10 protein-coding genes and 1 tRNA gene are annotated in these 12,077 nt (G+C 30.8%); 9 read left to right on the top strand and 2 right to left on the bottom strand.

Translation table 11 applies throughout. The annotated features are described in order from the left end of the window. Window position 1 precedes the first annotated feature (1 nt). From porM to Q4Q40_RS09535, 3 genes are all read left to right on the top strand, one after another. A complete protein-coding gene (gene porM / locus Q4Q40_RS09545) occupies window positions 2-1,561 on the top strand; it encodes a type IX secretion system motor protein PorM/GldM (RefSeq protein WP_303301569.1) in 1,560 nt (519 codons plus the stop codon). 147 nt (window positions 1,562-1,708) lie between these two features. Next, a complete protein-coding gene (gene porN / locus Q4Q40_RS09540; RefSeq protein ID WP_303301568.1) occupies window positions 1,709-2,599 on the top strand; it encodes a type IX secretion system ring subunit PorN/GldN in 891 nt (296 codons plus the stop codon). A gap of 146 nt (window positions 2,600-2,745) precedes the next feature. After that, a complete protein-coding gene (locus Q4Q40_RS09535; protein WP_303301567.1) occupies window positions 2,746-3,795 on the top strand; it encodes an NAD(P)/FAD-dependent oxidoreductase in 1,050 nt (349 codons plus the stop codon). 161 nt (window positions 3,796-3,956) lie between these two features. Here Q4Q40_RS09535 and Q4Q40_RS09530 read toward each other — a convergent pair whose 3' ends face one another. Beyond that, window positions 3,957-4,340: a DUF983 domain-containing protein gene (locus Q4Q40_RS09530; protein ID WP_303301566.1), complete on the bottom strand. Its 384-nt coding sequence runs from the start codon at window positions 4,338-4,340 to the stop codon at window positions 3,957-3,959. Between the two features lie 152 nt (window positions 4,341-4,492). Between Q4Q40_RS09530 and Q4Q40_RS09525 the strand changes: the two genes are divergently transcribed. The 4 genes from Q4Q40_RS09525 to Q4Q40_RS09510 all read left to right on the top strand — a co-directional run bounded on the left by Q4Q40_RS09525 (window position 4,493) and on the right by Q4Q40_RS09510 (window position 7,771). Beyond that, entirely contained in the window at window positions 4,493-6,403 is a 1,911-nt protein-coding gene (locus tag Q4Q40_RS09525; protein ID WP_303301565.1) for an ABC-F family ATP-binding cassette domain-containing protein, read from the top strand. A 98-nt stretch (window positions 6,404-6,501) separates the two neighbouring features. Then, window positions 6,502-7,326, top strand: a complete 825-nt coding sequence (locus Q4Q40_RS09520) for a Two component regulator three Y domain protein (protein WP_303301564.1) — start codon at window positions 6,502-6,504, stop codon at window positions 7,324-7,326. A gap of 69 nt (window positions 7,327-7,395) precedes the next feature. After that, window positions 7,396-7,575, top strand: a complete 180-nt coding sequence (locus Q4Q40_RS09515; RefSeq protein WP_303301563.1) for a zinc ribbon domain-containing protein — start codon at window positions 7,396-7,398, stop codon at window positions 7,573-7,575. A 123-nt stretch (window positions 7,576-7,698) separates the two neighbouring features. Next, a tRNA-Met gene (locus tag Q4Q40_RS09510) sits at window positions 7,699-7,771 on the top strand. Between the two features lie 70 nt (window positions 7,772-7,841). Here Q4Q40_RS09510 and Q4Q40_RS09505 read toward each other — a convergent pair. Beyond that, complete coding sequence (locus Q4Q40_RS09505; RefSeq protein ID WP_303301562.1) at window positions 7,842-8,816, bottom strand: helix-turn-helix domain-containing protein; 975 nt, start codon at window positions 8,814-8,816, stop codon at window positions 7,842-7,844. Between the two features lie 704 nt (window positions 8,817-9,520). Between Q4Q40_RS09505 and Q4Q40_RS09500 the strand changes: the two genes are divergently transcribed. After that, window positions 9,521-10,531, top strand: a complete 1,011-nt coding sequence (locus Q4Q40_RS09500; RefSeq protein ID WP_303301561.1) for a DUF1702 family protein — start codon at window positions 9,521-9,523, stop codon at window positions 10,529-10,531. Between the two features lie 38 nt (window positions 10,532-10,569). After that, the gene (locus tag Q4Q40_RS09495; protein WP_303301560.1) at window positions 10,570-12,069 is read left to right on the top strand and encodes a hypothetical protein; all 1,500 of its coding nucleotides are present in this window, start codon (window positions 10,570-10,572) and stop codon (window positions 12,067-12,069) included. Window positions 12,070-12,077 lie beyond the last annotated feature (8 nt).

Raw genomic sequence — 12,077 nt, 5'->3', positions numbered from 1 at the left:
CATGGCAGGAGGAAATTTATCACCAAGACAGAAAATGATTAATCTGATGTATTTAATATTTATAGCGATGTTAGCTTTAAATATGTCGAAAGAAGTACTTTCAGCATTTGGATTAATGAATGAGAGACTAGTAGAGTCTAACAAATCAGCAGAAGCGCGTAATCACAGTTTTGTTGATAATTTAAAGCTTAAAGCTGAAGAACAACCAGAAAAATACGAGCCTTTAAAAGCAAAAAGTGAGATATTAGATAAGTTGAGTAGCGATTTTAATGCATATCTTGAAGAGTTGAAAGGTAAAATGACTGCAACAGTTGATGATCCTACTGAGTATGAGATCATGGATAAAGGCGATTACCTTGATCAAAATTTCTTTAAAGGAGATAGACTTAAAGAAGGTGGAGAAAAGTTTTTAGAACAAATTAATACTTATAGAGAAGGGGTTGTTGATTTGCTTAAAGACGAAAAAGGGATGGCAGAGATCGTTAAAGATGTTAAAGATAAGTTTAACACAGATGACGTTAAAAGAGGAGCAGGAACTGTTGGTTGGTTAAGCCATAATTATAAAGGTTTTCCTTTAGTGGCATCATTAACTAAAATGACACAACTTCAAGCAGATATTAAGACTACTGAATCTGAGGTGTTGTCTAATATGCTACAAGGAACACTTTCTAGTGAGGTATCTATGACTAACTATACAACATTAATGGAAACATCTAAATCTGCTTATTTTAATGGCGAGAAATTTGATGGACAAATTGTGTTAGGTCGTAAAGATGCTTCTACAAAGCCAACAAGAGTTGAGTTAACTTTAGATGGTAGAAAACTTAGAGAAGATCAATATGTTATCGAAGAAGGAAAAGTAAAATTAAAAATAGGAACAGGTAGTGTTGGTGAACACAAAATTAAAGGAAATTTAATTTTTGCTCAAGATGGAGAAGAAATTGAAGTACCAGTAAACTCATCATTTGCAACAGTTTCTAAACCAAATGCAGCAACAATCTCTGCAGATAAGATGAATGTAGTTTACCGTGGTGTTAAAAACCCAATGACTATTTCATTTGCTGGTGTTCCAGATAATAAAGTAAGAGCGAGTGCCCAAGGTTTATCAAAAGCTTCAGGTAGTAGATACATAATGGATGCTACTAGAGTTAAAGGTAGAGAAGTAACAATAAATGTTACTGGTACATTACCAGATGGACAAAAAGTAACCGATAGAGCTAAATTTAGAATTAAAGATTTACCAAAACCAACAGGAACTATAAGAGGTGAAGATGGTGCTATAAAAATGCAAAAAAACGCTCTTAAAATATCTACTATTGGTGCAAAGTTTGATGATTTCGATTTTGAATTGCCATTACGAGTTACTGGATTTAAATTTAAAGTTCCAGGGCAACCAACAATAACTGTTAGAGGAAACAAGTTAGATAAAAGAGCACAAGCTGCCTTACTTAAAGCAAAACGTGGATCTGGAGTTCAAATATTTGATGTTGAAGCTAGAGCCAAAGGCGTTAGCGTAATACTTAAAAAAGTATCTCCAGTTTTTGTTGAGTTAACAAACTAGAATATTAGAATTAACCTTTTAGGTTAACCTAAGTAAATTAAAATGTATAAATAAGATGAAATATCCATAACGAAAGTTAGAATATTAACTCTAAAGTTGCGTTATGGATATTACATATGAACATTGAGAAATAATAAATTTAAGAACATGAAATTAAAAAGTTTTTTATTAGCCGTTACTACTGTTTTTACGGTGTCGGGTATGTTTGCTCAAGCAAATATATTAAACGCTAAGAGTCCTGATGAAATTGGAGTAAGAACAGAAGCACAAAAGGCAGTTGACAATGATAAACCTTTAGAATATGGTTATGTTGATGACAGAGATATCTTGTATTCTAAAATGACATGGGAAAAAATTATTCTTGATGAACGTACAAATTTCCCGTTGTATTACCCAACCGATACTAATAATATTGGTAGTAATAGACGATCGTTATATCATGTTCTTATGAAGAATATCGAAAATGGAAATATTGAAAATATATACGACGATTCTTATTTTACAGCAAAACGTACTTTAAAAGATATTGAAGGTGCTTTAGTAAAAATTGATACTACAGAATTAGGTATTGAGCAATTAAATGCAGGAGAAGAATTATCTCCAGAGTATATTAATAGAAGAGATATTACAGCAGCAGATATTAAAGAATATCATATTAAAGGTCTTTGGTATTTTGATAAGCGCCAAGCCGAAATGAAGTACAGATTATTAGGAATTGCACCTGTAGCACCAGATGTGAATTTTATTGATGAGCCAGAGCCAGATTTAGTGCCTTTATTTTGGGTGTTTTTCCCAGATGCTAGAGAAGTATTGCATGAAGCTAAATCATTCAACAATCAAAATAGTTCCATTCCTTTTTCTTTCGATCATGTTCTAAATGCGAGACGTTTTCATGGATATATTTATAAAGAAGAAAATGTTCAGGAGGATAGAAAAATAAGTGAATATGTATCGCAAAATGCTTTAATGCAGTTATTAGAATCTGAAAGAATTAAAGATAGAATCAGAGATTTTGAATTGGATATGTGGACGTATTAATTCACGCCATAATTAAAATATAATAAAAACGCTCACTTTTTAAGTGGGCGTTTTTACGTTTCATCAATTCTCAGCTTCTTAAAAGGATGCTTTTCGTATGCGGAAGTGTTAAAATAAAATTTTAAACATTGTATCTTCGCGACATTATGAAAGTAGATTATATCGTTGTAGGAATTGGGTTGGCAGGCATTAGTTTTTGTGAACAATTAAAAGCCCATAATAAAACATTTGTGGTGTTTGATGATGCATCACAGCTATCTTCTACTGTAGCAGGAGGCTTATATAATCCCATTGTATTAAAACGCTTTACATCTGTTTGGAAAAGTAAAGAACAATTAGAAATAGCATTACCCTTATATGCGCATTTAGAAAAGGAGTTACAAGTAAAATTAGATTATAAAATCCCTGTCTACCGTAAATTCGCATCACTCGAAGAACAAAACGATTGGTTTGCTGTTTCAGATAAACCAATACTTTCAGAATATCTTTCAGAAAAGATCATTAAAAATGAAAATGATGCTATTGAGGCGGCCTTTGGATTTGGAGAGGTTCTAAATACAGGGAGAATAGATGTGAAAACGATGCTTGAAGCTTATAAAGCAGATTTATTGAAAAATAAATTATTGTTCGAGAGCGGGTTTCATTATGATGCTATTAAAACAGAAAACAATGTGCTGCAATACCAAAATATAACAACAGCAAATATTGTATTTTCTGAAGGGTATGGTATCAAACAAAACCCTTATTTTAATCATTTACCATTAGTACCAGCAAAAGGGGAATTGGTAATTATACATGCACCAGATTTAAAAATCAACTATGTTTTAAAAGCAGGCGTTTTTTTAATTCCGTTAGGTGACGATTTATATATTGTCGGAGCTACTTACGAATGGAAAGATTTGAGTAATACCATTACCTCAAAAGCAAAAGAAACCCTCTTAAATAAGCTAGAAAAGTTTATCAATTGCTCTTTTAAAGTAGTCAATCAGGTGGCAGGAATTCGCCCTACGGTAAAAGATAGACGTCCGCTAGTTGGACAACACCAAATACATAAAAACCTTTTTGTACTTAATGGTTTAGGAACACGAGGTGTTATGATAGGGCCCTATGTGGCGAAACAACTTTATAATTTTATTGAAAATGATATTCCTTTAGAAAAGGAAATTGATATTAATAGATTTAAATTGAATATTTAACTTCTATAACTTTTCTCTTTTTTTAAATGAAGTGGTTAGAACTCTAAAAACTCAAATGTCTATTTTTAGTACAACACTGCGCTAGGGATTGAACGGTTTGTTTGAGCTCCTCGAAGAGAGCGAGTAGTGAAAGCCCGACCCTTGTGGTAGCGCCCAAAAGATTATTTTTTTGCCAAAGACTTATCGTAACTCATAAAAAAATTAATCCAAATGTTTCTCGATAGTCTTAAAATAATAGGCATAAACACAATTAGAGTAGCAATAATTGATATGAATATAACATGGATACTTGCTTTAAAAACGAAAAATGAAATAACAAAAGCAGCAGTAGCAAACGCAATTCCAACAGGATAACTTACATACATAGAGCCATAAAAAAAAGAGGGTTCTATTTTATATTTAGTTTTACAATTGCTGCAATTTTCGTGCATGCTTAAAGCTTCAGAGAGTTTGTAAGGGTTTTTATTTTTAAACATAGATTCTTCATGGCACTTTGGGCAAGCCCCTGTTAGAATACTATATAATTTTGTTCCTTTTTTAAACATATAATTTAACGTATTTTTGCAAGCTCAATAGAAAAATAGCTTTTTTATAAATCGAGATTTCTATTAAAATGATTTTTTTGCAACAAGCAGGAGAATCAAAAACAAAAATAAGTTTTTAATAATAAAAGTACTGTAATATAAGTTACATTTCTATGATGAACATTCATAATTTATCGATTTCGTTTCAAGGGGAATACCTGTTTGAAGATATTACGTTTAAACTAGGCAATGGAGATAGAATAGGCCTTATTGGGAAAAATGGAGCAGGTAAATCTACGATGCTTAAAATTTTATCAAAAGAGATGGAACCCGATACAGGGCAAATTGCTGCAGATAAAGATCTTAAAATTGGCTTTTTAAAACAAGATATTGATTTTGTTTTAGGAAGAACCGTGCTTGAAGAGGCCTATGAAGCGTTTACTGAGATCAAAGAGTTAGAAGTTAAAATGGAGGGTATTAATACCCAATTAGCAGAACGTACCGATTATGAAAGTGAAGGCTACAATCAATTAATGATTGATATTAATGAACTTCAGCATCAATATGAAATATTAGGTGGTTACAATTATCAAGGTAATACCGAAAAAATTCTTCAGGGATTAGGGTTTAACCGATCAGATTTTAATAAACTAACCGATACCTTTTCTGGTGGTTGGCGTATGCGAATAGAGTTGGCCAAATTGCTTCTTCAAAATAATGATATCCTTTTATTAGATGAGCCTACAAACCATTTAGATATAGAATCTATTATTTGGTTAGAAGGGTTTTTAAAGAATTATCCTGGAGCAGTCGTAATTGTGTCGCACGATAAAATGTTTTTAGATAATGTAACCAACAGAACTATAGAGATTTCTTTAGGCAGAATTTACGATTATCCTAAACCTTACACAAAATATTTAATATTACGTGAAGAGTTAAGAACGCAACAATTAGCGTCTCAAAAGAATCAGCAAAAACAGATAGAGCAAACAGAAAAGCTTATTGAAAAGTTTCGAGCAAAAGCATCAAAAGCAACTATGGCGCAATCGCTTATTAAAAAACTTGATAAGATTGATAGAATTGAAGTAGATGAAGATGATAATAGTGTGATGACGCTTAATTTTCCTGTATCTATAACCCCTGGAAAAGTGGTGGTAGAAACAGAAAATATTTCAAAAAACTATGGAGATAACCAAGTTTTACAAAATATTGATTTGCTTGTAGAGCGTGATAGTAAAACAGCTTTTGTTGGGCAAAACGGACAAGGGAAATCCACGTTAGCCAAAATTATTGTTGGCGATATAAAGCATGATGGTCATTTAAAGCTAGGGCACAATGTACAAATAGGTTATTTTGCTCAAAACCAAGCGGAGTATTTAAACGGTAACAAAACGGTCTTAGATACGATGATTGATGCTGCTAATGAAACCAATAGAAGTAAAGTACGTGATATTTTAGGGTCCTTTTTATTTCGTGGCGATGAGGTCGATAAATATGTACGTGTACTATCTGGGGGCGAACGAAATCGTTTAGCATTAGCAAAATTAATGTTACAGCCGTTTAATGTTTTAATAATGGATGAGCCTACAAACCATTTAGATATAAAGTCTAAAAATGTATTAAAGGAGGCTTTAAAACGATTTGAAGGTACTTTAATTTTGGTATCGCATGATAGGGATTTTCTTCAGGGACTAACCAATTTAGTGTACGAGTTTAAAGATCATAAAATAAAAGAGTATCTAGGGGATATAGATTATTACTTAGAACAGCGTAAAGTTGAAAACCTTCGTGAGGTTGAAAAAAGAACAGTTGTAAAGGATGTGCCTAAAGAAAAGAATCATCAATCATACGAAGCTCAAAAAAAGTTAAAATCTTTAAATAATAAATTAAGCAATGTTGAAGCTAAAATCAATCAGTTAGAGCGTGATATAAAAGCTATAGATAAAGAGCTTGAAGTTAATTACGAAACAGTTACCTCTAAACCTGATTTTTTCAAAAATTATGAAAAAATGAAAACTGATTTGCAGGGGTTTATGGAGAAATGGGAAGGGGTTCAGTTGGAAATTGAACAGTTTTCTAACTAATATTTGTTAAAATTTAATGTATTTCGTCGAATAAAATAGTTTTTAATCGATATATCTTCTATTTTCGTAAGTGAATTAATCCCAAATTAATACGGAACATGAAGACTTTAAAACTTTTAGCAATATGCTTTTTTGTAACGACCTATTCATTTGCCAATACTTCCTTAACAGAAAAAGATGCATTAATTGCTTTATATAATGCTACCAAGGGAGCGGAGTGGAGTGCTACATGGGATTTAAATGCTAGTATGGATACCTGGCATGGTATTAAAGTAGAAGATAATAAAGTAATTGAAATTAACTTACAATTTAATAACCTTCAAGGAGAGTTACCGCAAGAAATAGGTGACTTAACGCATTTAAAGAAGATCAATTTAGGTTTTAATAAATTAACTGGGAAATTGCCTTTAACGATAAAAAATTTAAAAGAATTAACATCTTTAGAATTATTTATGAACGGATTTGAAGGAAGCATACCTTCGGAGTTAGGTGAATTAAAGAAACTTGAGGCTTTAAAACTTTATAGTAATAAATTTACTGGAGACATTCCTAATTCATTAATGAACTTAACTAATTTAAAAGAGCTTTTATTAGGAAGCAATTTTTTAACTGGTCATATTCCAAACGAGATTTATGCTTTGTCAAAATTGAAAAAGCTAAGCCTTATGGATAATAAAATGGATGGAGAGATTCCTGTTGAAATAGCACAATTAAAAGATTTGGAAGAGCTATTATTGTCTACAAATCAATTTACAGGAGATCTACCAATGGAATTTATGAACTTAACCAAGTTAAATACTATGATGGTTAGTGATAATAATTTAAATGAAGAGTTTACTAGTGTTTCTGGTAAAAACCCTCCTAGTTTAATACATTTAGAAATGCAAAACGCTACGGCGACGATGGATATTGAAAAAGAATAATTATATTTAATACGTTCTTAGTTTAAAAAAGTCAACACTATTTGTTGGCTTTTTTTAGTTATATATGTTATGATAGAGCATTTTTTTACGTGTCCATATTGTTGGAAAACCATTTCTATGCTGATTGATACTTCTATCATCAAACAATCTTATATCGAAGATTGTGAGGTGTGTTGTAATCCAATGCAAATATCTGCTCAATTTTTAAATTCAGAATTAATAGATTTTCAGGTAATTAACATCGAATAATAATTTTTTTTTACTTTAATGCTTGTTATAGTAAAAAAGGATTGTATATTTGCAGTCCGAAATGATTTGGTCGGCATTATGAACCGAAAGTTAAGAGCTAAGTAAATCGTTTTAAGATTATATCGCGGGATAGAGCAGTAGGTAGCTCGTCGGGCTCATAACCCGAAGGTCACTGGTTCGAGTCCAGTTCCCGCTACTAGAAAAGACAAGGCTTTCGAGAAATCGAAAGCCTTTTTTATTACTATATATAACATTTGTGATCAAGACTATGGTAAGTTCTTAATATACTCAGAAGGACAAGTTCCCGTAAAGTTTTTAAAAGCTTTAGAAAAAACACCTGAATAGTTAAAACCGACCTCTTTTGCTAAGTAATTGATTGAGTAATTTTTGTATTTGGGCTCTTCATTTAATAAAAATATGGTGTGTTCAATTCTTAATTTGTTAATATAGTTATTAAAATTTAAGCACTTATGTTCATTAATAGTTTTTGATAAATACTTAGGATTAGTATTCATTTTTTTAGCCATATTGCTCATATTTAAATTTGAATCTAAAAAATCTTTACGTTTTTCAAAGCCTTCTAAACATTTTAAAATTTTATTCGAAAAATCGTTTTGATCAGTTTTAGTTGTTTTTTTATTTATAAAAAAGAGCTTTAGCAGATCTTCGTTGTCTTTAGTTTTTGTTTTCCGGTGTATAGCAGTAATACTTTTTTTTACTAACAACTCCTCAGGTATATTTAACTCAGAAGATATAACCTCGTTGCTATACCCTTCTAAGAGCATTTTTATAACACTTTTTTCGTTGGAATTCAAAGCATACAGATCACTAAAATAATTTATTTTTTCACTATTAAATTTATGAGAAGTATTTTCATTGAAATACTCTAATAATAAATCAGATTGATTTTTATTAATATAGGACTGTTGTTTAAGAAACAGAGATAGTAATATAATAAAACCAATATTGAACAGTAAAATTTCTGTAAAAACATCTTCATTAAGAATTAATAATGAAATAGGGATAGAAGCTAAAATTAGTAAGGCTAAACCACCAAGCAAAATTATAGACCTATGATGACGTGTTTCCGAATGTTTATAATCCTCCTTAAAAAGAATAATACTATTAAATAGGCTGGCAATTAGGATTAAAGTTGATGCTGAAATGAAAAGAACTTTCGAATATTTAAAAGTAAATGAAAAAGAAAAAGGGATAATAAACAATATGAGTATTAAAGTCAAAACTAAACTTAAAATGGTTTTGATTTTAAATAACTTAATAGGTATAATACGATATTGCTCGTAAACAAAGCACAAATAATAGACAACGGTAACAATAGAGCTAAAGAGCAAGAGGGTTTTTTGGATGAAAATTTTTAAGGGTAAAGATGCAGAAGGAAAAAGGAAATGCAATATGTTATAAAAAATAAAAACGATTGTTAGCTTTTTGAAAATCCCTGATGCTCTAAGATTTTTGTTATGTGATAAAAAGATGGTTAGTATAAAAAGGACACATATTTGTATTATAATAAAAGCTAATATGATTAAATCTTCTTTTTTATTTAGAGTAATCATGCCAGTAAATTTTAGGTTTTCAAGTGAATTCATGAAAAATGCGTAAATAAAAAGTTAATATTAAGTTGAAACAAATATCATGTTTTTTCTTATAAATTTAAATAATTTGTAGGATTTTTTTGTCGATTTCATCAAATAAAACAAGAGTTTGTATAAGCTTTGTGTATTAATTATTAGATGTTATTTCTTACAAATAATCATGAATTTGAATCTAATATTCTTAAAATCAGTCAATAGTAATTATCATTATCGATTAATAATTACAAAATTTGTATGGATTAAAACTCAGTAACAATTGCAGTTTTAAAGTGATTAAATTCTTACCTACACATACTTAACTTAAATCAACAACTTTTTAAACTTTAAATGATATGATTTTTAATTTAAAATTAATAAGGAAGCAGTTTTTTGCGATGCCTTTAAAGGAAGCAAATTTTTCTGTTAGAAAATTTGAAGAAGGTCATGAAGCGCAATCTAGACTTGAAATGGTTGCTAAAACAGTTGTAAACGGATACAATACAACAGTAGAACATGGGTTAAATGATGATTTAAGAGCAATTTCTCAAAGTATATCTAATGAGCTTTCTGGTTTTTTTCATGAAGGGATTGGAATGGGGTTGTATGCTTTGGACTTAGTTTCATTAAGAAATAAAAATCGATTCTGGAATTATATAATAGAAAAAGATAAAAAACACGAATATATGTCTTACATAGGAGCAGGACTTACGTGTGGTGTATTTAATTCTTCGTACGAAAAACTAATTGATAAAATTGATCCTATGAGTGGTCCGTTAGTGTTGGATGGGGTTGGCTTCTATTATGCCATGTTTAAAACAAAGAAAACCATAACTAACTTTTATGTTCCCAAAAAAATAAAATCAAATGACTTTTATTTGGAGCGCTATGACAATGGTTTGGGAAGAGCTTTGTGGTTTTATAATTCGGGCGAACCTAAAAAAATAAAGAATACTATAAATACTTTTCCTAAAGAAAGACGAGCAAATATCTGGTCAGGGATAGGCTTAGCAGCTGCTTATGCAGGAGGTATTTCCAATGATAAAATACCAAAATTAAAAAGTAGTTCTGGGATATACCAAATTATGTTAGCTCAAGGGGCTTTACTAGCAGCGCATACTAGGTATACTGCAGGAAACCCCCATAAAGATGATATAACAGTAAAACTATTAACAGGCATAAGTGGATTAAAATGCCATAAAAAAGCTTTGGAGTTTAAGCAGCGATTCCAAGGAGAAAAATATATTGATGGGAAACCTTCTTTCCAAGTATTTCTAGAACATATTAGAGAATGGTTAGGGCAAGTTAATTTGCAAGATGTTAATTATGAGATAGAAGAAAGTAAGCTTGTAGTGGATATAGTCTAAAATAAACCAACTTTAAAACACATCTAAAAATTAATAAAATGTTCAGAAAAAAGTTAATTCTTTTAGTAATACCTCTTATGTTATGTTCATGCGAGGAGCGCAAAAAAAGTTTATTAGTAAATGTAATTTCAGGAAAAGAAGAAGTTGTTGAAGAAGGGTATTTATATACACCATCAACACAATCTTTTTTAAGAGGACACCATTGGTTTGAAAAAATAAAAGAAGCCACGATATCTTTTACTAGTGATAAAAAGGCTGATATTAATTTTGATATCTCTAAAGGCGAAGGAGATCATTTTTCGATAAAAGAGTTGCCTTTAAATTATCTGGTACCACGGTTACATTATAAACTTAAAGGTGAGCCAGATGATTTCGATTTATTCAATTTAATGATGGCAGAATACTCTAGAAACGGATTAAGTTTTCCGTACGGAATGGTGAACGATAAAATTACGCATTTCGAAACAAGTTTACTTCCTGAGATTCCTTGGAAGTTAGCCGAAGATTATGAGTTTTTACCCAATCCAAAATTTAAACCTGTACGATTTAGTGTGGTAAATAACTGTTTGTCTTCTGGACTTTGGGAAATGAATGCAAGTGATAAAACAGGCGAAATTTATCATTCATGGTTTAGTTTCCCAAAAGAAGAATACTACAAAATTACTGCGGGAGTAAATAATTTACCTGAAGACAAGGTGAAAAAGGCTTTGGTATGGAAAGACGAGGAGGTAGAGATTGATTTAAGTAGATTAAGAAAAGTACTAAAACCATTAGGCGGTAATGTACCAACAGTAGTAAACGAAGAAGTAAGTTATTCATCTCAAGGATCACGTCGAAAACTATCTAAAGGATTTGTTACTTGTGAGAAGTCTGGGAACTATGTGCGTCCAGATTCATTATGCGATATGTTAGACAGAAAAGTAAAAATGTCCAAGTTTATAGAACCAGGCATTTATTCTGTTAATGATAAAATGGAATTTGATTTCAGTATTTATAAAAGCCCCTTAAGCGTTGAAGTTTTTGAAGTGGAGCCATATACCAGTTATAATTTTAATTCAAAAGAAGATCATAAAACAAAAGATAATTTTAAGTATATCGAGTTACATTTTAATTACCCAAATAACAAGAAAATTATACTAGGAAATTTACCGTTAAACTTATTAGTGCAAAAAGAAGACTATACACTACATGGTTTTGGAGTAGGAATCTTATCGGCATCTGGTTTTGCAGAAAGAAGGCCTTTTTTAATAGATCAAGGGTACCACCCCAGTTTTGCTTATTTAGCTCGAGAAGATGCTAATGGAAAATTATACGCATTGAACTCTCATGGTGAAGGGCTAGAACAAGTATTTATTAGAAGCTTCCCAACAGATAAAAAACCACATTGGGATATCACTTTTACCTCATACGAACGCATTACAGATATTGTAAAATACAGAGTGCCAATTTCTCAACCTTTAATAAAGGAGCAGATAGCCCACACAGAAAAGTACATTACACCAGTGTATTTTTCATACAGAGATGATAATTTAAGATAAAACCATAA

It is taken from the genome of Flavivirga jejuensis, from assembly GCF_030540765.1.
Lineage (GTDB): Bacteria > Bacteroidota > Bacteroidia > Flavobacteriales > Flavobacteriaceae > Flavivirga > Flavivirga jejuensis.
Note: the sequence above shows the minus strand (reverse complement) of the source record. Positions and strands in the feature narration are given on the sequence as shown.

Coding starts and splice junctions, on each gene's coding strand:
- Q4Q40_RS09495 (WP_303301560.1), top strand. CDS start 10,570: ATGTTCAGAAAAAAGTTAATTCTTTTAGTAATACCTCTTATGTTATGT.
- Q4Q40_RS09515 (WP_303301563.1), top strand. CDS start 7,396: ATGATAGAGCATTTTTTTACGTGTCCATATTGTTGGAAAACCATTTCT.
- Q4Q40_RS09535 (WP_303301567.1), top strand. CDS start 2,746: ATGAAAGTAGATTATATCGTTGTAGGAATTGGGTTGGCAGGCATTAGT.
- Q4Q40_RS09500 (WP_303301561.1), top strand. CDS start 9,521: ATGATTTTTAATTTAAAATTAATAAGGAAGCAGTTTTTTGCGATGCCT.
- Q4Q40_RS09525 (WP_303301565.1), top strand. CDS start 4,493: ATGATGAACATTCATAATTTATCGATTTCGTTTCAAGGGGAATACCTG.
- porM (WP_303301569.1), top strand. CDS start 2: ATGGCAGGAGGAAATTTATCACCAAGACAGAAAATGATTAATCTGATG.
- Q4Q40_RS09520 (WP_303301564.1), top strand. CDS start 6,502: ATGAAGACTTTAAAACTTTTAGCAATATGCTTTTTTGTAACGACCTAT.
- Q4Q40_RS09530 (WP_303301566.1), bottom strand. CDS start 4,340: ATGTTTAAAAAAGGAACAAAATTATATAGTATTCTAACAGGGGCTTGC.
- porN (WP_303301568.1), top strand. CDS start 1,709: ATGAAATTAAAAAGTTTTTTATTAGCCGTTACTACTGTTTTTACGGTG.